This window comes from Sphingomonas sp. GW821-FHT10C01 (assembly GCF_059415525.1).
Genome location: NZ_JBWKNK010000001.1, coordinates 205523 through 229314, shown reverse-complemented (window position 1 = coordinate 229314; position 23792 = coordinate 205523). Strand labels below are relative to the sequence as shown.

At 65.8% G+C, this 23792-nt stretch carries 22 protein-coding genes; 13 read left to right on the top strand and 9 right to left on the bottom strand.

Annotation, left to right across the window (positions count from 1 at the left end):
* The first annotated feature begins 39 nt into the window (after positions 1-39).
* The 5 genes from recQ to AC07M1_RS01195 are packed head-to-tail and all read left to right on the top strand — an operon-like array spanning position 40 to position 5181.
* Positions 40-1809, top strand: a complete 1770-nt coding sequence (recQ, locus tag AC07M1_RS01215) for a DNA helicase RecQ (RefSeq protein ID WP_495160748.1) — start codon at positions 40-42, stop codon at positions 1807-1809.
* Between the two features lie 11 nt (positions 1810-1820).
* Complete coding sequence (locus AC07M1_RS01210; RefSeq protein ID WP_495160747.1) at positions 1821-2255, top strand: protein tyrosine phosphatase family protein; 435 nt, start codon at positions 1821-1823, stop codon at positions 2253-2255.
* Positions 2252-2650 (top strand): hypothetical protein, encoded by a 399-nt coding sequence (locus tag AC07M1_RS01205; protein WP_495160746.1) that lies wholly within the window; start codon positions 2252-2254, stop codon positions 2648-2650. Before AC07M1_RS01210 ends, AC07M1_RS01205 begins: the two co-directional genes overlap by 4 nt.
* Positions 2651-2707: 57 nt before the next feature.
* Positions 2708-3670, top strand: a complete 963-nt coding sequence (locus tag AC07M1_RS01200; RefSeq protein ID WP_495160745.1) for a sterol desaturase family protein — start codon at positions 2708-2710, stop codon at positions 3668-3670.
* Positions 3604-5181: a GMC family oxidoreductase gene (locus AC07M1_RS01195; protein WP_495160744.1), complete on the top strand. Its 1578-nt coding sequence runs from the start codon at positions 3604-3606 to the stop codon at positions 5179-5181. Before AC07M1_RS01200 ends, AC07M1_RS01195 begins: the two co-directional genes overlap by 67 nt.
* An 86-nt stretch (positions 5182-5267) precedes the next feature.
* Here the strand turns inward: AC07M1_RS01195 and AC07M1_RS01190 are convergent, their stop codons facing one another.
* The 6 genes from AC07M1_RS01190 to AC07M1_RS01165 form a co-directional block, all read right to left on the bottom strand.
* Positions 5268-6596 carry an ammonium transporter gene (locus AC07M1_RS01190; protein ID WP_495160743.1) on the bottom strand — a complete coding sequence of 443 codons (1329 nt, stop codon included), beginning with the start codon at positions 6594-6596 and terminating at the stop codon, positions 5268-5270.
* A 14-nt stretch (positions 6597-6610) separates the two neighbouring features.
* Positions 6611-6949 carry a P-II family nitrogen regulator gene (locus AC07M1_RS01185; RefSeq protein WP_495160742.1) on the bottom strand — a complete coding sequence of 113 codons (339 nt, stop codon included), beginning with the start codon at positions 6947-6949 and terminating at the stop codon, positions 6611-6613.
* Positions 6950-7093: 144 nt separating this feature from the next.
* Positions 7094-7297, bottom strand: coding sequence for a putative signal transducing protein (locus AC07M1_RS01180; protein ID WP_495160741.1), 204 nt, complete (start codon positions 7295-7297; stop codon positions 7094-7096).
* Entirely contained in the window at positions 7297-8133 is an 837-nt protein-coding gene (locus AC07M1_RS01175) for an arylamine N-acetyltransferase family protein (protein ID WP_495160740.1), read from the bottom strand. The genes AC07M1_RS01180 and AC07M1_RS01175 overlap by 1 nt, the downstream gene beginning before the upstream one ends.
* Entirely contained in the window at positions 8130-9551 is a 1422-nt protein-coding gene (gene tldD, locus AC07M1_RS01170; protein ID WP_495160739.1) for a metalloprotease TldD, read from the bottom strand. Before tldD ends, AC07M1_RS01175 begins: the two co-directional genes overlap by 4 nt.
* An 18-nt stretch (positions 9552-9569) precedes the next feature.
* Entirely contained in the window at positions 9570-9800 is a 231-nt protein-coding gene (locus AC07M1_RS01165; protein ID WP_495160738.1) for a zinc-finger domain-containing protein, read from the bottom strand.
* 80 nt (positions 9801-9880) lie between these two features.
* Between AC07M1_RS01165 and AC07M1_RS01160 the strand changes: the two genes are divergently transcribed.
* A complete protein-coding gene (locus AC07M1_RS01160) occupies positions 9881-10804 on the top strand; it encodes an ABC transporter ATP-binding protein (RefSeq protein ID WP_495160737.1) in 924 nt (307 codons plus the stop codon).
* A 6-nt stretch (positions 10805-10810) separates the two neighbouring features.
* Here the strand turns inward: AC07M1_RS01160 and AC07M1_RS01155 are convergent, their stop codons facing one another.
* Positions 10811-11722: a CE1 family esterase gene (locus tag AC07M1_RS01155; RefSeq protein ID WP_495160736.1), complete on the bottom strand. Its 912-nt coding sequence runs from the start codon at positions 11720-11722 to the stop codon at positions 10811-10813.
* Between the two features lie 105 nt (positions 11723-11827).
* On the opposite strand from AC07M1_RS01155, the gene nadB reads away from it, so the two are divergent.
* Positions 11828-13426, top strand: coding sequence for an L-aspartate oxidase (nadB, locus tag AC07M1_RS01150; RefSeq protein ID WP_495160735.1), 1599 nt, complete (start codon positions 11828-11830; stop codon positions 13424-13426).
* A gap of 36 nt (positions 13427-13462) precedes the next feature.
* Here the strand turns inward: nadB and AC07M1_RS01145 are convergent, their stop codons facing one another.
* A complete protein-coding gene (locus tag AC07M1_RS01145; protein ID WP_495160734.1) occupies positions 13463-14203 on the bottom strand; it encodes a 2OG-Fe(II) oxygenase in 741 nt (246 codons plus the stop codon).
* Between the two features lie 265 nt (positions 14204-14468).
* Between AC07M1_RS01145 and AC07M1_RS01140 the strand changes: the two genes are divergently transcribed.
* The 6 genes from AC07M1_RS01140 to AC07M1_RS01115 all read left to right on the top strand — a co-directional run bounded on the left by AC07M1_RS01140 (position 14469) and on the right by AC07M1_RS01115 (position 22119).
* Entirely contained in the window at positions 14469-15530 is a 1062-nt protein-coding gene (locus AC07M1_RS01140) for a serine hydrolase (protein ID WP_495160733.1), read from the top strand.
* Between the two features lie 70 nt (positions 15531-15600).
* A complete protein-coding gene (locus AC07M1_RS01135) occupies positions 15601-16302 on the top strand; it encodes a 2OG-Fe(II) oxygenase (protein WP_495160732.1) in 702 nt (233 codons plus the stop codon).
* A gap of 73 nt (positions 16303-16375) precedes the next feature.
* Entirely contained in the window at positions 16376-16993 is a 618-nt protein-coding gene (locus tag AC07M1_RS01130; RefSeq protein WP_495160731.1) for a hypothetical protein, read from the top strand.
* Between the two features lie 71 nt (positions 16994-17064).
* Positions 17065-17679, top strand: a complete 615-nt coding sequence (locus AC07M1_RS01125) for a hypothetical protein (RefSeq protein ID WP_495160730.1) — start codon at positions 17065-17067, stop codon at positions 17677-17679.
* A gap of 53 nt (positions 17680-17732) precedes the next feature.
* Positions 17733-20513 (top strand): DNA polymerase I, encoded by a 2781-nt coding sequence (gene polA / locus AC07M1_RS01120; protein ID WP_495160729.1) that lies wholly within the window; start codon positions 17733-17735, stop codon positions 20511-20513.
* A 97-nt stretch (positions 20514-20610) separates the two neighbouring features.
* A complete protein-coding gene (locus AC07M1_RS01115; protein ID WP_495160728.1) occupies positions 20611-22119 on the top strand; it encodes a lipopolysaccharide biosynthesis protein in 1509 nt (502 codons plus the stop codon).
* Positions 22120-22200: 81 nt separating this feature from the next.
* Here AC07M1_RS01115 and purH read toward each other — a convergent pair whose 3' ends face one another.
* Entirely contained in the window at positions 22201-23772 is a 1572-nt protein-coding gene (gene purH / locus AC07M1_RS01110) for a bifunctional phosphoribosylaminoimidazolecarboxamide formyltransferase/IMP cyclohydrolase (protein WP_495160727.1), read from the bottom strand.
* Positions 23773-23792 lie beyond the last annotated feature (20 nt).

The window sequence follows — 23792 nt, the reverse complement described above, 5'->3', positions numbered from 1 at the left end:
GGCGCGCATTTCCGGGAAGCACCCGCTATACGGCCTGCGATGAATCCTCGCGACGTCCTTCGGTCCACCTTCGGCTTCCCTGATTTCCGTGGCGTCCAGCACGATGTGGTCGATCGCGTGCTGGCGGGGCAACGCACGCTCGCGGTGATGCCGACCGGCGCGGGCAAGTCGCTGACCTATCAGCTGCCCGCCAAGATGCTCGACGGCACCTGCCTGGTCGTCTCGCCGCTGATCGCGCTGATGCACGATCAGTTGCGCGCCGCCGAGGCAGTGGGCATCCGCGCGGCGACGCTGACCAGCGCCGACGACAATCGCGATGAAACGATCGCGCGGTTTCGCGCCGGCGATCTCGACCTGCTCTACGTCGCGCCCGAACGCGCATCGAACGAGGGGTTCCGCAACCTGCTGCGCAGCGCGAAGCTATCAATGTTCGCGATCGACGAGGCGCATTGCGTCAGCGAGTGGGGCCATGACTTCAGACCCGACTATCGTCTACTCCGTCCGCTACTCGATGCCTTTCCCCAGCTGCCACGCCTTGCACTGACGGCGACCGCCGACGCGCATACCCGCGCCGATATCCTCGAGCAGCTCGGGATTCCGTCTGACGGGCTGATCATCGCTGGGTTCGACCGGCCCAATATCCGCTACGCGATCACCAGCACCGCATCGAAGGGTTCGGCGATCGCGTCATTGGTCAAGCGCACGCCGGGCGCCGGGATCGTCTACGCCACATCGCGCGACCGGACCGAGAAGCTGGCGGCGGCCCTCGCCAACACCGGCCGCCCGACGCGCTTCTATCATGCCGGGATGCCGCCCGATCAGCGGCGACGCGCGCAGGCCGAGTTCGTCCGCTCCGAAGACATGGTGATGGTCGCGACCATCGCGTTCGGGATGGGGATCGACAAGCCTGACGTCCGCTTCGTCGCGCATGCCGGGCTGCCCAAGTCTATCGAGGGCTATTATCAGGAAAGCGGCCGTGCGGGGCGTGACGGCGATCCGGCGATCGCACATCTCTTCTGGGCACCGGGCGATTTCACGCGCGCGCGTGACTGGCTGACCGAGCTTCCCCAGAACCGCCAGGGTGCGGAACGCGCGCGGCTCGATGCGCTTGCCGGACTGGTCGAGACCGCAGGATGCCGCCGCGCGATCCTGCTGCGCTATTTCGGAGAGACGCCCGAAGAGCGATGCGGCAATTGCGACAACTGCCTCAACGCGCCGGGCGTACGCGACGCGACCGAAACCGCGCGAAAACTGCTCAGCGCGGTCTATCGCACCGGCCAGCGCTTCGGCGTCGGGCATCTCGAAAAGGTGCTGAGCGGCACCAATGACGAGCGGATCGAGAAATGGGGGCATGACCGGCTCTCGGTCTTCGGCATCGCAGATCCGGAGGACATGGCACTGGTCAAGCCGGTCGCCCGCGCGCTGCAGGCCCGCGGCGTGCTGGTCGCGAACGAACATGGCGGGCTGGCACTGGCCGGCGATGCCCGCGCGATCCTGCGCGGCGAGGCCAAGGTCGAGGTTGTGCTGGCCGCCGAGCCCGAACGCGGTCGCAAACGCCGCGGCGATGCGACGGCGTCGCTTGCGCCCGAAGATGCGGGTCTTTTCGAAGCCCTGCGCGCCAAGCGCCGCGAGCTCGCCGAAACCGCCAGCGTCCCGCCCTATGTCATCTTCCACGATTCGGTGCTGCGCGAAATGGCCGCCCGCCGGCCGCAAGACCGCGCGACCCTCGCCACCTTCTCTGGCATCGGCGAGCGCAAGCTGGATGCCTATGGCGACGCCTTCCTGCAGGTGATACGCGAGCAGGCCTGAGGAGATAGTTCATGGCCAGCATCCGCCGTATCAACGACCAGATCTCGGTCGCCCCGCAGATCGATCCAGCCGATGTCGTCGAGGCCGCACGCGCCGGCTTCACCACCATCGTCAACAATCGCCCCGACGAAGAGGAAGCCGGTCAGCCCGAGGGTGACGCGATCCGTACCGTCGCCGAGACGCTGGGGCTCGCCTATCATGCCATCCCGATCACCCATGCCGGCTTTTCGGGTCCGCAGGTCGAGGCGATGCGTGCCGCGCTGGCCGATTCCGAAGGTCCCGTGCTCGCCTTTTGCCGCTCGGGCACACGCTCGACCAATCTCTGGGCGCTGGCCGAGGCAAGCCGTGGCGAAGACCCGACTGGACTGGTCGAAGCCGCTGCAGGCGCGGGCTATGACATCAACGGCATCCGCCCGATGCTCGATCAGCTTTCCGGCAAGGCATGAACTGGTGGCTCACCGCCGCGTCACTTGCGGCGGTGCTAGCGCTTGCCGGAATCGCGTGGCTGCTCAAGCTGGGCGGCACGCAGCGGCTTGAGACCGGCGAGGATGCGATCGGTCTGGCTGAAGCCATGTGCAGCGGGTTCGAGGGCAAGGCGGGTGTCGTCTCCACAAACGGAGCGCTCGCCGCCGCGGCGGGCGGACCCGGCGATCTCGTACTGCTCCAGCCGATGGGCGCGCGTCATCGCGCAGACCGTCTTGCAGGCGCCCGGGTTGCGATGTTGGACGACGGTCTGGAAGGCACCGTGATCACACTCCGGCTATCGCCGCAGCAGATGTTCAGGATCACCGTCGCCGACAAGGTCGCGGCACATAGCTTCTCGCAGATTCTGGGCGACTGATCGGCCCATTGCGCTTCATCGCCCAACGCGCTTATTTACAAGTGTGTAAGGAGAGTGATGCCCGACCTGCCCGATCCCGTCGATCTGGCCATTCCCGCCTTCGTCGCGCTGGTGCTGGCGGAGATGCTGGTCGCGCGCGCCAGGGACCGGAGTCGCTACTGCCCGCGTGACACACTGACGTCACTCATGCTTGGTTTCGGCAGCACCATCGCCAGCGTGCTGGCGGGTGGCATGGTGTTCGCGCTTGCAGTCTGGATTCACCAGTTCCGGCTCTTCGACATCTCCTATGCCTGGTACTGGTTTGCCCTCGCCTTCGTGCTCGACGATCTGGCTTACTATGTGTTCCACCGATCGGCGCATCGCGTGCGGTGGTTCTGGGCGAGCCATGTCATCCATCATTCGAGCCAGCACTATAATCTCACGACCGCGCTGCGACAGACCTGGACGGGCTTCTTCAGTTTGGGCTTCATCTTCCGGATTCCGCTGTTCCTGATCGGGTTTCCGCCCGCAATGGTCTTCTTCTGCGCGGGCCTTAACCTGGTCTACCAGTTCTGGATCCACACCGAGGTGATCGGGCGGATGCCGCGCTGGTTCGAAGCGGTGATGAACACGCCGTCGCACCATCGCGTCCATCACGCGACCAACGCGCGCTATCTCGACAAGAATTACGCAGGCGTCTTCATCATCTGGGACAGGATGTTCGGGACGTTCGAACCCGAGCGCGACGACGATCGGCCGCGCTATGGCATCGTCCACAATTTGCCCGATTTCAGCATCCTGCGAGCCGCGTTCCACGAATGGTTGGGCATCGCGAAGGACGTGCGGGCGGCACCGGGACTGCGCGCGCGCATCGGCTATATGTTCGGCCCGCCGGGCTGGAGCCACGATGGCAGCCGCGATACATCCGAAACCATCAAGGCGCGCTGGCTGGCGCGCGAGCAGGCGGGGGAAGCATGGAAGAAGCCGACATCGTCGTCATCGGCGCCGGATCCGGGGGCAGCGCCGCCGCGGGCCGCCTGAGCGAAGACGGCAAGTACAGCGTCGCCGTGCTCGAGGCGGGCGGGCGCAACACCGGTTTCCGCACGCTGATGCCCGGCGCGATCGCGATGCAGACGCCCGCGACCAACTGGGCGTATGAGACGGTTCCGCAACCCGGCCTCAACGGCCGCCGCGGATACCAGCCCCGCGGCAAGGGGTTGGGTGGGTCGAGCGCGATCAACGCGATGCTCTACATTCGCGGCAACCCGTGGGACTATGACAATTGGGAAGCGCTGGGCGCCACCGGCTGGAGTTGGGCCGATGTCCTGCCGGTGTTCAAGCGCAGCGAGACCAACCAGCACGGCGCCAACCAATGGCATGGCGGCGAGGGGCCGCTGCAGGTGAGCGACCAGAACTTCGTCCACCCCGGGAGCGAGGCGTTTGTCGACGCCGCGGCATCGCTGCAGATCCCGCGCAACCCCGACTTCAACGGCGTCCGGCAGGAAGGCGCCGGCATCTATCAGGTGACGCAGAAGGACGGCGAACGCTGGACCGCTGCGCGCGGATATCTGACCCCACGCCCCAATCTCGAAATCCTGTGCGACACCATCGTCGAGCGTGTGCTGTTCGAGGACGGCCGCGCCTGGGGCGTCGCCTATTCGCGCGGCGGCCAGTCGAAGATGATCCGCGCGCGCCGCACCGTGGTCCTTGGCGGCGGCGTGTTCGGCACCGCGCAACTGCTGATGCTGTCGGGTATCGGGCCGGGCGCGCATCTGCAGGAACACGGCCTGACCGTGCGCGTCGATCGCGCCGAAGTGGGCGGAAACCTTCAGGACCATCTCGATTATGTCGCTGCGTTCGAGACCACAGGCAGCCTGTTCCTCGGCCGATCGCTGATCGGATCGCTCAAGGGGCTCGGCGCGATGGCACGCTGGTTCCGCAGCCGCAGCGGACCCATGACGTCGCCCTTTGCGGAAGCCGGCGCCTTCTTGCGCACCGAACCGGGGCTGCCCGCGCCCGATATCCAGCTCCACTTCCTGGTCGCGATCGTCGAGGATCATGGGCGAGCCAAGGTCAAGGCGCATGGTTATAGCTGCCACGCCTGCGTGCTGCGGCCCGAAAGTCGCGGGACGGTGCGCCTCGCCTCAGCCGATCCATGCGCGGCCCCTCTGATCGATCCGGGCTTCCTCACCGACCGGCGCGACGTCGATCTGCTGATCAAGGGCGTGCGCGAGATGTATCGCATCCTAGATGCGGAGCCGCTGACCGCGTTCGGCGGCCGCGACCGCTATCCGATCGACCGCAATGACGACGAGGCGCTCGAACGGCTGATCCGCGCCCGCGCCGATACCATATATCACCCCGTTGGGACCGCGCGGATGGGATCGGACGATGCCGCGGTCTGCGATCCGAAGCTGCGAGTTCGCGGGGTTGAAGGGCTGTATGTCGCCGATGCCTCGGTCATGCCGCGCCTGATCAGCGGCAACACCAATGCGCCGAGCATTATGATCGGCGAACGCTGCGCGGACTTCATCCGCGCCGACCTGCGTTAAAAAAGGGCCGGTGGTCTTGCCACCGGCCCAGTCGTCCGCAGGAGGAACAACGCGAGGGACCGCGCCGAGGCACGGCCCCGAACTCATCAATAATTATAGGCGCGCTCGCCATGCTCGCCGAGGTCGAGCCCCTCGCGCTCCACCTCTTCGGTGACACGCAAGCCAGTCACGAACTTGGCGATGGTGAAGGCGATCGCTGAACCGGCACCGGCCCAGACGATGGCGACGAGCACCGATTTGATCTGGATCCAAAGCTGGGCACCCAGCGCATAGTCAGCCGCTCCCGGGCCGCCGAGCGCCGGCAGCATGGTGACGGCGGTGCCGATCGAACCGATGATGCCGCCGAGCGCATGAATGCCGAACGCGTCAAGCGATTCGTCGATCTTGAGCTTCGGCTTGATCGATACGACGAACCAGGCGCAGACGACCGCCGCGATCGCGCCGAGCAGGATCGCGCCGAACGGGCCCGAATTGCCCGCCGCCGGAGTGACCGCGACGAGACCGGCGATCGCACCCGAACAGGCGCCGAGCAGTGAGGCCTTATGACCAAGCAGACGCTCGGTCAGCATCCAGAACAGCACGCCCGCCGCCGTTGCGGTAAAGGTGTTGATGAGCGCGAGGCCCGCCGAACCATTGGCTTCTAGCGCCGACCCGGCGTTGAAGCCGAACCAGCCCACCCACAGCAGACCGGTGCCGACCAGCGTCATGGTCAGCGAATGCGGGGCCATGATCTCCTTCTTGTAGCCCAGGCGTGGGCCGAGGATGATCGCGCCGACCAGTGCCGAGACGCCCGCGTTGATGTGCACCACGGTGCCGCCCGCGAAATCGAGCGCCCCCCAACCGAAGATCAGGCCAGTCGCCGCGTCGCTGCCGCCCAGATACCAGACCATATGCGCGATCGGGTAGTAGACGATGGTCAGCCAGACGATCGCGAAAACCATCAGCGCGCTGAACTTCATCCGCTCGACCAGGCCGCCGATCACCAGCGCCACGGTGATCGCCGAGAAGGTCATCTGGAAGGCGATGAACACGAATTCGGGGATCACCACGCCGTCGGTGAAGGTCGCGACGGTCGAGTCCGCCTTGACCCCGGCAAGGAAGAACTTGCCCGAGGAGATGAACTGGTTGGCGTCACCGCCGAAAGCAAAGGCATAGCCGTAGATGACCCACAGCAGCATCGCGAGCGCCGCGACCGCCAGCACCTGGGTCAGCACCGACGCCATGTTCTTGGTGCGGACGAGGCCGCCATAGAAGAGCGCGAGACCCGGTACGATCATCGCCATGACCAGTACGGTCGAGATCATCATCCAGGCGGTGTCGCCCTTGTTGGGAACGGCCGCCACCGCATCCTGCGCCCAGGCGGGCACCGCCGCGAACAGCGCGAGACCGACGGCAAGCTTGAAAGCATTCTTCATCGATACCCCCTTCATCAGAGCGCGGTCTGGTCGGTTTCGCCGGTGCGGATGCGCACCGCCTGGCCGACGTCGAGAACGAAGATCTTGCCGTCGCCGATCGCGCCGGTGTTGGCCGCGGCCTGGACCGCCTCGACAACGCGGCCGGCGAGGTCGCTCGCGCAGACCACCTCGATCTTGAGCTTGGGCACCATGTTGGTGCTGTATTCCGCGCCGCGGTAAATCTCGGTCTGGCCCTTCTGGCGGCCGAACCCCTTCACCTCGGTCACGGTCATGCCGGCGATGCCCAGTTCCGTGAGCGCTTCGCGGACGTCATCCAGCTTGAACGGCTTGATGATGGCGATGACGAGTTTCATTCCGCCCCCTTTCGCAATTGACCGCAAGAGCCATCAGCAAAGGGCGTGCCAGAGTCGGAATCGTGAGTAATACGGCGGAGTCCGCAGATGGACGCAGCTACCCGAAGGTAAAAAATTGTGCAGTAGCGAACGATTGCCTAATTTTTAGGCGTCTCGTAGCACTGCCCGCGCAATAAGCAGATCATCCTCGTCGACCATCACCCGAACCGGTATCAGCGCGGCGATGCTCCCCTCGACGATGCTCGATCCGGCATCGAAGGCGATTGCGGGGATGCCATTGGCCTCAAGCAGGCCGATGACGATATGCGCCTCGGGTGGCGGAAAGCGGCCGAGTTCGGCCAACGCCATCAGTTCGCAGCCGCCATTGTCGGCAGATCGTCGCGCAGTCGCGCCAGCAGCGCCGGACGGTCCGGGATGCGCAGGCCAAACTCATTTTCGATGATCGCCGCGATGTCCTCGGGATCTATGAGTCTGCACCGCTCGGTTACGCCGTGAAGTCTATGGGTCGCGAACGCGTTCCCGCGCAGGCTGATGCGCCGTCCGGGCAACGAGCGGGCGAGCGTCAGGCCATGCCGGAAATGCGAGTCGGGATGGGTCGAGGTGTACCAGTTGGCCACCACGTAATCGATATCCCGCTGGGGCGAGAGGTCGAAGCGATAGGTGGTACGCCACTCCGCGCCGATGCGGATCTGCGCGCGCCATTCCTCGCCAACGCGGACCAAGCGGAAGGGTTCGTGCGGGGTCGGTTGCTCGATATCGGTGACCAGATCGAGCACCCTGGTCGGCACCGCGCTGCCGAAACCGCAATCGATCAGCACCACGCCTTCGGGAAGATCGACGCCCAGCACCATATGCGTGCGCGCGGTGATCGTTTCGGGATCCATGTTCCACACCACCCGGCCCGAAAGCGGGGTGACCGCGAAGCCGAGCGCTTCGAGCACCAGCCGCAGCAGCCCGTTCTGCTCGAAGCAATAGCCCCCGCGCTGCCCGTGGATCAGTTTGGCGACGAGCGCGTCGGGTGCAAGCTCGACCGGGCGGTCTAGATAGGGGTCGAGATTCTCGAACGGAATCGCGGCGGGATGATGCGCGGCGATGGCGTTCAGCGTCGTGCGGTCCACAGCGACCGGCCCCGCCCAGCCGATCCGCGCGAAATAGGCGTCGAGATCGGCCGCGCGCAGCGTCACGCGGCGGTGCCGCCCACCGTCAGCCCTTCCACCAGCAAGGTGGGCTGACCGACACCCGCTGGCACGCTCTGCCCGCCCTTGCCGCACATGCCGACCCCTTCGTCGAGCGCGAAGTCGTTGCCGATCCCGGTCACCTTGGTGAGACAGGTCGGGCCGTCGCCGATCAGCGTCGCGCCCTTGATCGGGGCGCCAAGCTTGCCGTCCTCGATCAAATACGCCTCGGTGCAGGAGAAGACGAACTTGCCGGAGACGATGTCGACCTGGCCGCCGCCGAACGACTTGGCGAAGATGCCCTTCTTGACGCGGCTGAGCAGCTCGCCGGGATCATCATTTCCGGCGCGCATGAAGGTGTTGGTCATGCGCGGCATCGGCGAATGCTGGAAGCTTTCGCGGCGGCCGTTGCCGGTCGGTTCGACCCCCATCAGCCGCGCGTTGAGGCGATCCTGCATATAGCCTTTGAGGATGCCGTCCTCGATCAGCACCGTCTCGCGAGTCGGCGTGCCCTCATCATCGATCGACAGCGACCCGCGGCGGTCATGGATCGATCCGTCATCGACCACGGTGACGCCCGGCGCCGCGACGCGCTCGCCAATCCGGCCGGAAAAGGCCGATGTGCCCTTGCGGTTGAAGTCACCCTCCAGCCCATGACCGACCGCCTCGTGCAACAGCACGCCGGGCCAGCCGGGACCGAGCAGCACGGTCATCTCGCCAGCTGGCGCATCGACCGCCTCCAGATTGACCAGCGCCTGCGCCAGCGCCTCGTCGATCGCTCTGTTCCAGGTCGCGGGCTCGAACAACCGGTCATAGAGCGCGCGACCGCCGGTGCCGAAGCTGCCGGTCTCGCGCCGGCCGTTGGCCTCGACCACAATCGAGACGTTGAGGCGGACCAGCGGGCGGACATCGGTGGCGATGAAGCCGTCCGGCCGGACGATCTCGACCACGCTCCACGATCCGAGCAAGCTGGCCGAGACCTGCACCACGCGCGGATCGCGAGCGCGCGCGGCCGCATCGATCATCTGGCAGAGGTTCACCTTGTCCGCGAACGGGACGAGGTCGAGCGGATCGGCATCGGTATAGAGATGCCGGTTGGTGCGCGCGGGCGCCGCAGCCTTCGGCCCGGTCGTCGGATCGATCAGCGCCATCGTCTCGCCCGCCCGGCGAATCGCGGCTTCGCTGATCTCGTTGGCGTGCGCGAAGGCAGTGGTCTCGCCGCTCACCGCCCGCAGGCCGAAGCCCGAATCGGTGTTGTACGAGGCGGTCTTGAGCCGTCCGTCGTCGAACCCGAACGCCTCGGACTTGCGATATTGGAGATAGAGCTCGCCATCCTCGGCGCGGCCGAGGATCGAGGCGGTCAGGCGCTGGGCGGCGTCGGCATCGAAGCCGTCGCGATAGAGGAAGCCACGGGGATCGTTGTACATCCCCGGTATATAGGCGGCTTAGAGGCTCGCGCCAGCGGGGTGGTCGGGAAGTTCCGACTGGTCCGCGCCGTCAGCGGGGCCGCCCGCCAGCACGAAGCGGCGGTCGCAATAGCCGCAATCGACATAGCCATGCTCGTCGATCTCGAGGAATACGCGCGGATGGCCGAGCGCGGCGGCGATACCGGCCTGCGCGCCGTCGCAGGCGACGCGGCGATGAGTGACGCGGGTGACTTCGGGAGGCGCGATCATGGGGTGCGGTTAGCAAAGCGGTGGAGACGCCGCAATCGTTTCGCTTGCCAAGGCCGCCGGCCGGTTCCAGATCAGCGCGCATGAGCGACGCGGCGATCGAAATCGAAGGCCTTTCGAAGGTTTATCAGGGCGGCAAGCAGGCGCTGGACAATGTCAGCTTCACGGTACCGCGTGGGCAGATCTTCGGGCTGCTGGGGCCGAATGGCGCGGGCAAGTCGACGCTGATCAACATCCTTGCCGGCCTGGTCAACAAGACCGGCGGGCGCGCCGCGATCTGGGGGTTCGACATCGACCAGCATCCGCGCAACGCCAAGCGCGCGATCGGCATCGTCAATCAGGAAATCCTGTTCGACCCCTTCTTCACACCGATCGAGACGCTAGAGATCCAGGCGGGCCTCTACGGCGTGCCCAAGGCGCAGCGCCGGTCGATGGAGCTGCTGCGCGCGGTGCATCTGGAGGACAAGGCCAACGCCTATTCGCGCACGCTTTCGGGCGGGATGAAGCGGAGGTTGATGGTCGCCAAAGCGATGGTCCATTCGCCGCCCGTACTGGTGCTCGACGAGCCGACCGCCGGCGTCGATATCGAGCTGCGCCAGCAGCTCTGGGCCTATGTCCGCACGCTCAACGAGCGCGGCGTGACCGTGGTGCTGACCACGCACTATCTGGAGGAAGCCGAGGAGCTTTGCGACCGGATCGCGATCATCAACCACGGCAAGCTCATCGCCAACGAGCCGACGCGCGAGCTGGTCGGCAAGACCCAGGAAAAAGCGGTCGAGGTGACGGTGGACCGCGACATCGCGACCGTGCCCGACAGCCGCTGTTTCCAGAAGATCGAGGTCAAGGGCGAGCGCACGTTGGTCATCACCTATGCCAAGGATCAGGCGAACGCCGGCGAGGTGCTGGGCGCCGTCCAGGCCGCCGGGTTCGGGATCGTCGACGTCAGCACGCGTGAGGCGGACCTTGAGGACGTGTTCCTGAGCCTGACCCGCGCCGCCAACGCCTGAGTCGGATCAGCGCCGCCGGTAACGCGTCAGGAACGCCCACATTGCCTCGTTGTCGGCGGTCCAGACATGGCCCGCGCCGCGCGTGACGTGGCCCGCCACCTCGGCATGCGACCGACAAGCGGTGTAGAGCTGCTCGTAGCGATCGGCGGCGAGGTCGCGGCGCAGCGGCCCGGCACGACAGCCGCCAAGCTCCGCCCAGCGCGCCAGCGCGGCATCCATCGAATATTGCCAATAGCCCGCGCCGCCGCCCTGAATAGGATTGGTGCCGTCCTTGTCCCCAGCGAACGCGATCACCGGCACCGGCCGCGGGGGACGACAGGTCACCGGATCGGGACGCATGGGATCGCTCGCGAGCGGGTTGCCGGCGCGCAGGCCGACGACCGGCGAGATCGCCGCAATCTTGTCCGATGCGACGCAGCCCAGCCATGACGTCAACCGCCCGCCGCCCGACCAGCCCGAAGCATAGACACGGCTGGAATCGGCACAGCCCTGCGCCACCAGCCAGTCGATCGCGGTGCGGATGAAGGCGACATCGTCGGCATCGTCCGGCCCCGGCACCTTGCCGGTCACAGTCGGAACGCCCGGAATATTCCACACGAATCCCTTCTCGACCGGGATACCGCCATCGGGCGCAGCGAGCAGGAAGCCGTGACGGTCGCTGGTCGCTTCCAGCCCCGATTGCTTGAGGATCACCGCTCCGTCGCCGCCGCTGCCGTGCAGCACGAACAGCAGCGGCAGGCGCGTGCTGGGACGATAGTCGGCGGGCATATGGATCAGCATCGCGCGGCCGGTGTCGCCCACCGACAAGCGCTTGGTGATGCCCGGATCGACCAGCGTGCAGCGCGGCGCCGCGTTCGCTGCAGGAATCAGGCCGGCGAACGCCAACAACAAGACGGTAAGGATCAACAGGTTGCGCATGGCATCGCTTCTAACCCGGCGACAAAAGCTTGGCGACCGGAGCGTTTGATTTCGTGGCGGTTTGGCGCATAGCGAAAAGCCCCGCGCCGCGATGAGGAATGACGATTGGCAAGTGAGACCCGGCAATCCGACGTGCTGATCATCGGCTCGGGCGCGGCGGGGCTGACCGCCGCGATCAACCTGGCGGACCGGTTCAAGGTCACGGTGCTGGCCAAGGGGGCGCTCAACGAAGGATCGACCGCTTGGGCACAGGGCGGGATCGCCGCCGTGCTGGAGCCGGGCGACACGTTCGAGGCGCATATCGAGGACACGATGATCGCGGGCGCGGGCCTGAACGATCGCGCGACCGTCGAGTTCGTGGTCGAGAACGCCCCGGCAGCGATCGACCGGCTGGCCAAGCTTGGCGTGCCGTTCAATGTCGATGGTGACGGCGATGGCTGGCACCTGACGCGCGAGGGCGGGCACAGCGCGCGCCGCATCGTCCATGTCGACGACGCCACCGGCTGGGCGGTGCAGGAGGCGCTGATCCGCGCGGCCGAAGCGCACCCCAATATCACCATGGTTCCCGACATGGTCGCGGTCGACCTGGCCACCAGCCGGCATGAGCAACGCTATTCGGGCGCGGGCAATGTCTGGGGCGTCTATGCCGTCAACCGCGCCACCGGCCATGTCGAGCTGTTCACCGCCAACGCCACCATCCTGGCGACCGGCGGGGCGGGGCGCACCTATCTGTTTTCGACCGCGCCGAAGGGCGCGACCGGCGACGGCATCGCGATGGCGTGGCGCGCGGGGTGCCGCATCTCCAACATGGAGATGATGCAGTTCCACCCGACCTGCCTCTACAATCTCGAGGTCAAGAACTTCCTGATCACCGAGGCGGTGCGCGGCGAGGGCGGGCGGCTGATCAACCCGCAGACCGGCAAGCGCTTCATGACCTATTATGACGCCGAACGGATGGAACTGGCGCCGCGCGACGTGGTCGCCCGCGCGATCGACGCCGAGATCAAGCGCTATGGCCTGGACTATGTCCATCTCGACATCAGCCATATGCCGGCCGAGTTCGTGAAGGGGCATTTCCCCAACATCTACGAAAAGCTGATCGGTCTGGGCATCGACATGACCACGGGGCCGATCCCGGTGGTGCCCGCCCAGCATTATACCTGTGGCGGGATCGTCATCGACCTTGACGGACGGACCGACCTGCCCGGCCTCTATGCGGCGGGTGAGTGCAGCGAGAGCGGGCTGCACGGCGCCAATCGGCTCGCCAGCAACTCTTTGCTCGAATGTTTCGTGTTCGGCGAGGCGGCGGCGAAACATATCGCCGCCCATTGGGACCAACTGCCCCCGCCTCCGGCGATCCGGCCATGGGACGAAAGCCGCGTCACCGATTCCGACGAGGAAGTCGTCATCAAGCAGAACTGGACCGAAATCCGCCGGTTCATGTGGAATTATGTCGGCATCGTCCGCACCACCAAGCGGCTCGAGCGCGCTGCGCACCGCATCAAGATGCTGAACGACGAGGTCGCCGACTATTACGGCCATTTCCGCGTGACGCCCGACCTGATCGAGCTGCGCAATCTGCTTCAGGCGGCCGAGCTGATCGTGCGATCGGCGCTTCACCGGCATGAAAGCCGCGGGCTTCACTATACGCTCGACTATCCGCAGACCGCGGCCAGGGCGGTCGATACGGTGCTGGTTCCCTAGAGTCGGTTCAGTGGCGGAGCGAGCCGGTGCCGAAGCCTAGGCGGCGCGGAACCAGCCGGTGATCGCGAACCGGCCCTTTGCGGGAGCGAAGCCAGGTACGTAGGACACATTATGGTCCGCCGGCACCGCGAACATGTTGAGCGAGTTGAAGCGCGGCCGGTAACCCGCGACGATGTCGCCATCGGCATCGTAGAAGTTGAGATAGCCGCCCCAATCGGGTCGCCAGTCGATCGGGCAGAGGTTGAGCACATAGGCGACCAGCCGGTTCTCGCCCGCGACCACATCCTGATGCAGCGAGAGGAACTGGCCGCGCGAATAGAGCGTCGCCTGTGAATCAGCCCAGGCGATGGCGTTGTTCCCGGTCACTTGACGCCCGAAATCGAGGAAATCAGGATCGTTCAGATCCTGCACCACCTGATCGTGCCCGGGGCTCTTCGATGTGCCGAGCATCGCATGGTCGTGCATCAGATATTGAGCATAGAGAAATGCGAAGCCGGGACCGGCCATCACGCCGTTGACGCGTTCGAGCATCGCATTGATGTTTTCCGGCCGCAGCCCCGCAACCTGCTCGGCGGGCAATTTGTGCGGCCCCATCTCCGCCGCCTGCCACGACAGGCCCCAGGGAGTCTGCTGCTGGAGCAACTGAGCAAGCCGCTGCGCGGAATCGGGGGTCAGGAAATCGCGGACCTGCACTCGGCCGTCCGCGGCGAAACGTCGGGCGAGCGCGGCGCGATCAAGCGCCGGATTGATCACCAGCGAGGGAGCCGTATCGCTCAAAACAATCACCTGAAGCCTGTTCGAGGCGTCTCTATAGCCACAGCCCGGCAAGGGTGTCACGCGGGTCGAAGCCGCGAAAATCCGCCATCCGTTTCGCTTCGGTTGGCCGGTTGTTCACCATTCACCGCTAATATCAAGGAACTGGTCGCAGAACGGGAACGCGCGACTTGAGCCGGAGCCCCGCGCGGCACCATGCTCATTCCGGGCAAGGGGCGTTGGTAGCGTGTTGGCAGTACAAAAACTCACGGTTCTACAACGGGCGTTGATGCTGGGTGGCCTTGGCCCCGCCCTGCTCGTCGGCGCCGCGGTGCATTCGCAGGACCCGCCACAGAACCTAGTTCCGCCCAGCTATCGGGTCACGATCGGCGTGCCGCCGGCACCGCGACCCTTCGCCGTCTCGCCCGCTCCGGCCCCGCTTCAATCCGACATTCACGCCCTGATCCGCAATTTCGGCGGGGTCGCCGGCGTGGCGGTGCGCAGCATGGACGCGGGCTGGCAGATCGACGCCAATGCCACACGGCGCATGCCGCAGCAGAGCGTGAGCAAGCTGTGGGTCGCAATGACCGTGCTCGACGCGCGCGATCGCGGCCGCCTTACGCTCGACGATCCGGTCACGCTGACGCGCGAGAATCTCACCGTCTTCCATCAGCCGATCGCGGCGCTGGTGGTGAAGAACGGGGTCTATCAGACCACGGTGCGCGAATTGCTCCTGCGCGCGATGCAGCAGAGCGACAACACCGCGAACGACCGGCTGCTGGGCCTGGTCGGCGGCCCCGAGGCCGTTCGCGCCATGATCCGCGACAAGGGGCTGGGCGATATTCGCTTCGGTCCAGGCGAGCGGCTGCTACAGGCCCGGACCGCAGGACTTCCGTGGAAGGCCGAATATTCGATGGGCCGATCATTCCAGCAGGCGCGCGCCGCGCTGGCGCCCAATGTGCGTCGCGCCGCGTTCGAAGCCTATGTCGCCGACCCGATCGATGGCGCCGCGCCCGCCGCGATCGCGCTGGCGCTCGCGCGGCTCAAGGCGGGGGAGATCCTCTCGCCCTCTTCGACCCGCTGGCTGATGACAGTGATGGAAGCATCGCGCACGGGCAAGTTCCGGCTGCGCGGCGCGGTGCCGCCGGGCTGGACCTTCGGACACAAGACCGGAACCGGACAGGATCTGGCCGGACGCACCGCGGGCTATAACGATGTCGGCATACTGACCGCGCCTGACGGCAAGGCCTATACGATCGCGGTGATGATCGGCGACACGCCGCGCCCGATCAAGGAACGGCAGGAGCTGATGCAGGGCGTGGTCGCCGCAGTGGTCGCCAGCCACCGCTGATCTCGGACAGCGAGTTCGAGCGCAAGCACCGGGAAGCGAACGAACGGGACCAGGCGCTAGTCGCCCCGGCATGACGCACACCCCCACACGCCACGACTGGTCCGCCATCGAAACCACGCTCGACCGGGAGGGCTGGGCCGTGCTGCCCGGACTACTCTCCCCGCAGAGCTGCGCCGATCTTGCCGGTAGCTATGATGTCGATGGCCAGTTCCGCAGCACCGTGACGATGGCGCGTCATGGGTTCGGCCGGGGCGAGTATCGCTATCTCGCCTATCCGCTGCCGCCGCTAGTTTCGGCGCTGCGCACCGCGCTCTATCCACATCTGGCGGAGATCGCGAACCGCTGGCACGCGCGAATGGGCATGGATCGCCGTTTTCCGGACGCGCATGCCGCCTTCCTCGCCGAGTGCCATGCCGGTGGACAGACCCGGCCGACCCCGTTGCTGCTGCGCTATGGCCCCGGCGACTATAATTGCCTGCATCAGGACCTGTATGGCGAACATGTGTTTCCGCTCCAGGTGGCGGTGCTGCTGTCGGCCCCTGGCGCCGATTTCGAGGGTGGCGAGCTGGTTCTGACCGAACAGCGCCCCCGCATGCAGTCGCGCGCGGCGGTCGTCCCGCTTTCGCAGGGCGATGCGGTGGTGTTCGCGGTCAACCAGCGGCCGATGCGCGGCAGCCGTGGCGACTATCGCGTGACCATGCGGCACGGCGTCAGTGCGATCCGGCGCGGTCGGCGCCATACGCTGGGCATCATCTTCCACGACGCGCTTTGAATCGGGTCCGTTACGATCTGGACTGTCCCCCGTTCGAGCGTATCATGCACGATAGGCGAACGGGGGAAGCACGATGGATATCAAGCTGAACTTCATCAACAACTCGAACGACATCAACAATTCAAAGATCGTCATCTTCCAGAAGAATGTGGCGGAAGACATGGCCGACATCGCCGTCGCCTGGAAGGTCATCCAGAATTGCGGCCCGGGCGAGAATCACCCTTTCGTCTTTCCGGTCACCGCGCACGCGTCGTCGGGCGACAGCTGGGGCAACTACACCCCGCAACTCGAAGCGTCCCCGGGCCAGCTTCTGACCGCAGCGCAGACCGGTTCGGGCGATACGCTGAGCTATTCCGGTCCATCGACTGCGGCGAGCGAGGTTCAGATCCGCAACGCGCTGCCACAGGGGTCGATCGACGCGAACATCTACAAGTCGGGACGGTTGCTCGCGACCAGGACATCGCTGGCGCCGGAGCAGACGGCGGCATTCCAGTTCAAGCCGACGATCTGGGTCGGCTCCATCTCGCAAATCGAGGAAGGCGAGGTGATGAACGCGGCGATCCTGTCCAACATCAATACCGAACTCTCGCTGCTCGGTATCGCCAGCGCGGACATCGTGATGACCGGCGGCGGCGCAGGTGCGGATGCGCAGCCCTTCGCCTTCACCCTGCAGAATGTCGTTTTCGCCTGAAGCCCGCGCCATCTCGGCAGCGTATCGATCGCATGTTAGGGTCGGGTCTTGAACATGATCAGAGGGCGGCGATGGATATCAGGCTGAATTTCATCAATCGATCCGGCGACACCAACAATAGCCAGATCCTGATCTTCGGCAAGAATCCGCAAGCCTCGCTCGATGAGATCGCGCAAGCTTGGATGGCAATCCCGGCATTTATGCGGGGCACGACCTATTCGGTTCTTTATCCTGCCGACACGGACATCACCGTCCAAGACAGCTACGGCAATTTCACTCCGATGCAGCCGGCGGCACCCGGCCAGCATTTCAGCCTCGTGGAAGGCGAAGAGAGTAATATCGTCGGGCCGCCGATCGCTGGACATCCCGATCAGATCACCTTGTCCAACGACCTGAGGCAGGGCGCGGTCAATGTCTGCCTCTACAAGGGCAAGCATCCATATCTGAGCGAACGCAACGTCCTGCCCGAGCAGACTGCCGCCTTCCGGCTCAGACCGACGATCTGGGTCGGGGTCGCCTCCCAGTCCGATCCGGATTCGGGAAGCAACTCGGCGATCCTTTCAAGCGTCGCAACCGAGTTTTCGCTGCTCGGTCTTACCAGCGCCGACATCGTGATGACCGGCGGCGGCATCGGCGCCAACGCCGAACCGCTTGTCTTCACGCTGGAGAATATCGCCACGGCCTGATCGGAAACCGCTAAGGGCTTTGTTCCGCCCGGCGGCTCGGCTATCGCTCGGCCATGCCCCATCTCTATCTGGTCGACGGCTCCGGCTATATCTTCCGCGCCTATCACCGGCTGCCGCCGCTGACGAACAAGCATGGCGAACCCGTGGGCGCCGTCTATGGCTATACGACGATGCTGTGGAAGCTCGCCGATGAGCTCAACAAGGCCGACGGCCCCACCCACATGGCGGTGATCCTCGACAAGAGCGAGCACACCTTCCGCAACGAGATGTACGACCAGTACAAGGCACATCGCCCGCCCGCTCCCGAGGATCTGGTCCCCCAGTTCCCGATGATCCGCGACGCGACACGCGCCTTCAGCCTGCCCTGTATCGAGGAAGCAGGCTGGGAAGCCGATGACCTGATCGCGAGCTATACCAAGGCCGCGGTGGCGCGGGGCTGGCAGGTGACCATCGTCAGTTCCGACAAGGATCTGATGCAGCTGATGACCGTCCCGTCGGTCGACATGCTCGACACGATGAACAACCGCCGCCTGGGCCCCAAGGATACCGAGGAGAAGTTCGGCGTCCTCCCCGACAAGCTTGGCGAGGTGCTGGCGCTGATGGGCGACAGCGTCGACAATGTCCCCGGGGTCAAGGGCATCGGCCCCAAGACCGCGGCCAAGCTGATCCAAGAATTCGGCACCGTCGAGGACGTGCTGGCTGCGGCGCCGTCGATGAAGCCGTCGAAGATGCGCGACAACCTCATCGAATATGCCGATATGGCTCGCCTGAGCCGAAAGCTGGTCGAACTCGCCAGCGACGTCCCGCTACCCGATCCGCTGGAAGAGCTGGAGCTGAAGGGCATCCCCGACGCGCCGTTGCGCGCATTTCTGGAGCATCACGGGTTCAAGACGCTGCTCTCGCGGCTTGGCGGCACCGGTGCGGGCGGCGGTACCCAAAGCGCCAGCGCATCGACCGAAAGCCCGCAGCCGACGCCGCTCCCCGACGAACCGCCCTTCGATCTCGACGGCTATGAAACCGTGGTGGACGAAGCTGCGCTCGACCGCTGGATCGAGGCGGCAACCTACCAGGGCTGGGTCGCGGTCGATACCGAGACCACCGGCGTCGACGCCACCCGCGCCGAGCTGGTCGGCGTCAGCCTCGCGCTCGAACCCAATCGCGCCTGCTACATCCCGATCGGCCATGGCGGCACAGACATGTTCGCCGAAAAGCCGATCCAGCTCGACCGCGACCTCGTGATCGCCAAGCTGAAGCCGCTGCTCGAGGATCCGGCGGTGCTCAAGATCGGGCACAACATCAAATACGATCTGATCATCCTGTCGCGCGTCGGCATCGACGTCGCACCCTATGACGACACGATCGTGATGAGCTTCGACCTCGACGCGGGCCTGCACGGCCACGGCATGGACGAACTGGCGACGACGCACCTCTCCCACACATGCATCGCCTACAAGGACGTAGTCGGGACCGGAAAGAAGCAGCTCGGCTTCCAGGAAGTCGATCTCAAGACCGCGACCCGCTACGCGGCCGAGGATGCCGACGTCACTTTGCGGCTGTGGCGGCGCCTGAAGCCTCGCCTACCGTTCGAAGGCGTAACCCGTGTCTACGAGATGGTCGATCGCCCGCTCGCCCGCGTGATCGCCGACATGGAGCTGGCCGGGGTCAAGGTCGATGCCGGGGTGCTGGCCAAGCTTTCCGACGACTTCTCCCGCCAGATCGCCGCGCTGGAAGAGGAAATCCACGGCATCGCCGGGTTCAAGTTCACCATCGGCAGCCCCAAGCAGCTTGGTGACGTCTTGTTCGACAAGATGGGGATCAAGGGCGGGCGAAAGGGCAAGTCGGGCGTCTATTCGACCGACGTCAACGAACTGGAGCGGATCGCCGCGGACAAGGATTCGCCGGGGCGGGAGATGGTCCTGAAGGTGCTCGACTGGCGCCAGCTGACCAAACTCAAATCGACCTATACCGACGCGCTGCAGGCGCAGATCAATCCGGCCACGGGCCGCGTCCACACCAGCTATTCGCTGACCGGCGCGCAGACCGGGCGCCTGTCGTCGACCGACCCCAATTTGCAGAACATCCCGGTGCGCACCGAGAACGGGCGACAAATCCGCGACGCCTTCGTCGCCGAACCGGGCAACGTCATCCTTTCCGCCGACTATTCGCAGATCGAGCTGCGGCTTGCCGCGCACATCGCCGACGTGCCCCAGCTGCGCGAGGCGTTCGAGCGTGGCGACGACATCCACAACATGACCGCGACCGAACTGTTCGGCGAGGTCAACCGCGACACACGTGGCCGCGCCAAGACGATCAACTTCGCGATCCTCTATGGCATCAGCCGCTGGGGCCTGGCTGGACGGCTCGACGTCACGCCGGACGAGGCGCAGTCGATGATCGACCGCTATTTCGAGCGCTTTCCCGGCATCAGCCACTACATCGCCGACACGCTCAATGACGCCAAGGCACACGGCTACACCGAGACGCTGTTCGGGCGGAAGACGCACTTTCCGCGGCTCAAGTCCGCTACCCAGCCCGAACGCGCGGGCAGCGAGCGCGCCGCGATCAATGCGCCGATCCAGGGCACCAGCGCCGACATCATCAAGCGCGCGATGGCGCGGATGGGACCCGCGCTGCGGGAAGCCGGATTGCATGACGTCAGGATGCTGATGCAGGTCCATGACGAACTGGTCTTCGAACTGCCCGCGGGCGATGTCGAGGCGGCGACACCGGTCATCCGCGCGGTGATGGCGAACGCGGCGGAACCCGCGGTCAAGCTCAGCGTGCCCTTGGGCGTCGAAATCGGCACCGGCCCGAGCTGGGGCGCGGCACATTGACGATGGCAATCCCGTTGGTTTCGAGCGAAACCGGTAACGACATGGGGACCGAGGAAACTTCGCGACGCCGTACGCGGCGAATGGGCGGGCTTGGCGCATGACCGCCAATGCCGCTTCCTCCGCACCTTCGGACGATATCGCCGCGCTCGCCAAGGGCGGGCGTACCAACATCTTCGGCTTCGTGCTGCGCCTCGCCGCGCGCCTTCCCTTCTTGTTCATCGCCGGACGCCTCTACGGTCCGGAAATCGTCGGGCGATTCGCGCTCGCGGTCGTCGTGGTCGAACTCGCGGCGCTGCTCGCGACACTCGGCCTCAAGCGCGGCCTTGCCCAGGCGCTCGCCTCGACCGATCGACCGCATAGCCATGTCGTATGGGACGGGATGGTCGTCGCGTTGGTCGTTTCGATGATCACCAGCGCGGTGCTCTTCACCTTCCCGCAGATCATGTACGCCAACAGCCAGGTGACGGGACTTGAGGGACTGTTGCCCGTCATCGTCTTCGCGATCGCCTGGTCCGACGTCAGCCTCGCCGCGCTCGCCTATCGCGGCAACGTGAAGGCGGCGGTGACCGCGCGCGCGATCGTCGAGCCGTGGACGATCAGCCTGGCGGCATGGGCACTCTATTATGCCTCACCGCGCGACGGCCTGATCATCGCCTATGTCCTGTCGATGGCGGCGGCGCTGATCGCCAGCCTAATCCCGTTCATCCGCAGCTATGGCCTGCCGCATGGCTGGTCGCCGCACGTCACACCGCTGCTCCAGCTTGCCCGGCGCAACGTACCGTTGGCGGGCGCGGATGCGATCGAGTGGGGTACGCGCAATATCGACCGCTTCATCCTGGGCCTGCTGTTCCCGCCGGCGATCGTCGGCATCTATTACATGGCGCAGCAGGTCTCCTCGATCCCGCAAAAGCTCAAAACCAGCTTCGATCCGGTGCTGGGCCCCGGCATCGCCCGCAACCTAGCCGCCGGAAACCGCACCGCGATCGCCAGCCAGGTCAAGCAGGTCGCCTTCTGGATCATGACGCTGCAAGCGGCCCTGCTGCTGATGGGCGGCATCCCGGCCGAGGGCGTGATGGGTGTGGTCGGCCCGCAATTCGTCGTCGGCGCGGGCGCGTTGTGCTTCCTGCTCGCCGCCGAGGTGCTGGCGGCGCCCGGTGCGATATCGGAAGCCGGCCTGGTCTATATGGCCCGACACCGCAATCTGGTGGTGTCGATGCTGCTGCTCGCCTTCCAGGCCGCGCTAAGCTTTGCCTTGGTGTTCCTCATGCGCGACTGGGGCTGGGATATAAACTATCAAGCCGCCGGTCCTGCCGTCGCACTGGCGGTGACGCTGGCGCTCGGCTCGACGATCAAATGCTGGATGCTGGCACGACTGACCAAGGCGTCGGTGTTCAGCCTGCGCCCGGGCTTCGTCGCCGCGCTTGCCGCCGGAGGGCTCGTCGGCTGGGGCTTCACCTCGCTGCCCCACCATCTGGAATGGGTCGAGCTGTCGATCGGCATCCCGGCGATCTTCTTGGCCTATTTCGCGGTCATCGCGAAATGGGCGTTCGGCGAGGAGGATCGCAAACTGTTCAAGAAACTGCCCAAACAGGGCGCGGCGAACTAGATCGACTCTGTCCGATACAGCACGGGCGCGCTCCCCAGGTGGGGAGCGCGCCCGCGTCATTTCAGCGAAGCCGAAACCGTCTCAATGCCGGAAGTGGCGCATTCCGGTGAATACCATCGCCAGGCCAGCTTCGTCGGCTGCCGCGATGACTTCCTCGTCGCGGATCGATCCGCCGGGCTGGATCACCGCCGTCGCGCCCGCCTCGACCGCGGCGAGCAGGCCGTCGGCGAAGGGAAAGAAGGCGTCCGAGGCGACCGCCGAGCCGATCGTGCGCGGCGTCATCCAGCCCGCCTTGTCCGCGGCGTCCTTGGCCTTCCACGCCGCGATGCGCGCGGATTCGAGGCGGTTCATCTGCCCCGCGCCAACGCCCGCGGTGCTGCCGCCCTTGGCATAGACGATCGCGTTCGACTTGACGTGCTTGGCGACGGTCCAAGCGAACAGGCAGTCGGCCAGCTCCTGGCTGGTCGGCTCGCGCTTGGTCACGACCTTGAGATCGGCCCGCGTGATGGTGCCGTTGTCGCGCGACTGGACCAGTGCGCCGCCCGCGATCGTCTTGAGCATCAGCCCAGGCCGGGCCGAATCGGGCAGCGCGTCGCAGATCAACAGGCGCAGGTTCTTCTTGGCGGCGAAGATCGCCTTCGCCTCGTCGCTCGCGCCCGGCGCGACGACGACTTCGGTAAAGATCTCGGTGATCGCCTTGGCCGTCTCCGCATCGAGCGGACGGTTGAGCGCGATGATCCCGCCGAACGCCGATACCGAGTCGCAGGCGAGCGCCGCCTTGTAGGCGTCGACCAGCGTATCGGCGGTGGCGACGCCGCACGGATTGGCGTGCTTGACGATCACCACGGTCGGCGGACCGTCGCGGAATTCGCTGACCAGCTCGAGCGCGGCGTCGGCGTCGTTGTAGTTGTTGTAGGAGAGTTCCTTGCCCTGAAGCTGCTGCGCCTGGGCGATTCCCGATGCGGCAGGACCAGCGGGCAGATAGAGCGCAGCGGACTGGTGCGGGTTCTCGCCATAGCGCAGCTCTTCGCCGCGCTTGAACACCAACGGCAGCGTCGCGGGGAAGCGCTCGCCTTGGTCGGCGAAGGCGAACCAGCTCGCGATGGCCGCGTCATATTGCGCGGTCAGGGCATAGGCCTTGGCGGCGAAACGGCGGCGGTCCTCTAGGCTCGTCTCGCCGGTGGCGACCAGGTCATAGTCGGCGGGATCGGTGACGATCGCGACATAGGCGTGGTTCTTGGCGGCCGAGCGCACCATCGACGGGCCGCCGATATCGATATTCTCGATGATCTCGTCACGGTCGGCGCCCTTCGCCACGGTCTGGGCGAAGGGGTAGAGGTTGACCACCACCAGATCGATCATGCCGATCGCATGCTCGCTGGCCGAGGCCATATGCCCGGTATCCTCGCGCACCGCGAGCAGGCCGCCATGGACCACCGGGTGCAGCGTCTTGACACGGCCGTCCATCATTTCAGGGAAGCCGGTGAGGTCGGAGATGTCGCGGACATCGAGTCCCGCGTCGCGCAGCGCCTTGGCGGTGCCACCGGTCGAGACCAGCTCGACGCCCTTGGCGGCGAGTGACTGTCCGAGTTCGACGATGCCGGTCTTGTCGGAGACCGAGAGAAGGGCGCGGCGGATGGGGATGCTGGTCATGGGCGGGGCCTTTAGGCAAC

Excerpts from the sequence above, each read along its gene's own strand:
- AC07M1_RS01160 (WP_495160737.1), top strand. The coding sequence starts at position 9,881 with ATGAGCGACGCGGCGATCGAAATCGAAGGCCTTTCGAAGGTTTATCAG.
- AC07M1_RS01140 (WP_495160733.1), top strand. The coding sequence starts at position 14,469 with ATGCTGGGTGGCCTTGGCCCCGCCCTGCTCGTCGGCGCCGCGGTGCAT.
- polA (WP_495160729.1), top strand. The coding sequence starts at position 17,733 with ATGCCCCATCTCTATCTGGTCGACGGCTCCGGCTATATCTTCCGCGCC.
- AC07M1_RS01130 (WP_495160731.1), top strand. The coding sequence starts at position 16,376 with ATGGATATCAAGCTGAACTTCATCAACAACTCGAACGACATCAACAAT.
- AC07M1_RS01210 (WP_495160747.1), top strand. The coding sequence starts at position 1,821 with ATGGCCAGCATCCGCCGTATCAACGACCAGATCTCGGTCGCCCCGCAG.
- AC07M1_RS01165 (WP_495160738.1), bottom strand. The coding sequence starts at position 9,800 with ATGATCGCGCCTCCCGAAGTCACCCGCGTCACTCATCGCCGCGTCGCC.
- AC07M1_RS01195 (WP_495160744.1), top strand. The coding sequence starts at position 3,604 with ATGGAAGAAGCCGACATCGTCGTCATCGGCGCCGGATCCGGGGGCAGC.
- purH (WP_495160727.1), bottom strand. The coding sequence starts at position 23,772 with ATGACCAGCATCCCCATCCGCCGCGCCCTTCTCTCGGTCTCCGACAAG.
- AC07M1_RS01135 (WP_495160732.1), top strand. The coding sequence starts at position 15,601 with ATGACGCACACCCCCACACGCCACGACTGGTCCGCCATCGAAACCACG.
- AC07M1_RS01205 (WP_495160746.1), top strand. The coding sequence starts at position 2,252 with ATGAACTGGTGGCTCACCGCCGCGTCACTTGCGGCGGTGCTAGCGCTT.
- AC07M1_RS01125 (WP_495160730.1), top strand. The coding sequence starts at position 17,065 with ATGGATATCAGGCTGAATTTCATCAATCGATCCGGCGACACCAACAAT.
- AC07M1_RS01155 (WP_495160736.1), bottom strand. The coding sequence starts at position 11,722 with ATGCGCAACCTGTTGATCCTTACCGTCTTGTTGTTGGCGTTCGCCGGC.
- tldD (WP_495160739.1), bottom strand. The coding sequence starts at position 9,551 with ATGTACAACGATCCCCGTGGCTTCCTCTATCGCGACGGCTTCGATGCC.
- AC07M1_RS01200 (WP_495160745.1), top strand. The coding sequence starts at position 2,708 with ATGCCCGACCTGCCCGATCCCGTCGATCTGGCCATTCCCGCCTTCGTC.
- AC07M1_RS01185 (WP_495160742.1), bottom strand. The coding sequence starts at position 6,949 with ATGAAACTCGTCATCGCCATCATCAAGCCGTTCAAGCTGGATGACGTC.
- AC07M1_RS01190 (WP_495160743.1), bottom strand. The coding sequence starts at position 6,596 with ATGAAGAATGCTTTCAAGCTTGCCGTCGGTCTCGCGCTGTTCGCGGCG.
- AC07M1_RS01180 (WP_495160741.1), bottom strand. The coding sequence starts at position 7,297 with ATGGCGTTGGCCGAACTCGGCCGCTTTCCGCCACCCGAGGCGCATATC.
- AC07M1_RS01115 (WP_495160728.1), top strand. The coding sequence starts at position 20,611 with ATGACCGCCAATGCCGCTTCCTCCGCACCTTCGGACGATATCGCCGCG.
- recQ (WP_495160748.1), top strand. The coding sequence starts at position 40 with ATGAATCCTCGCGACGTCCTTCGGTCCACCTTCGGCTTCCCTGATTTC.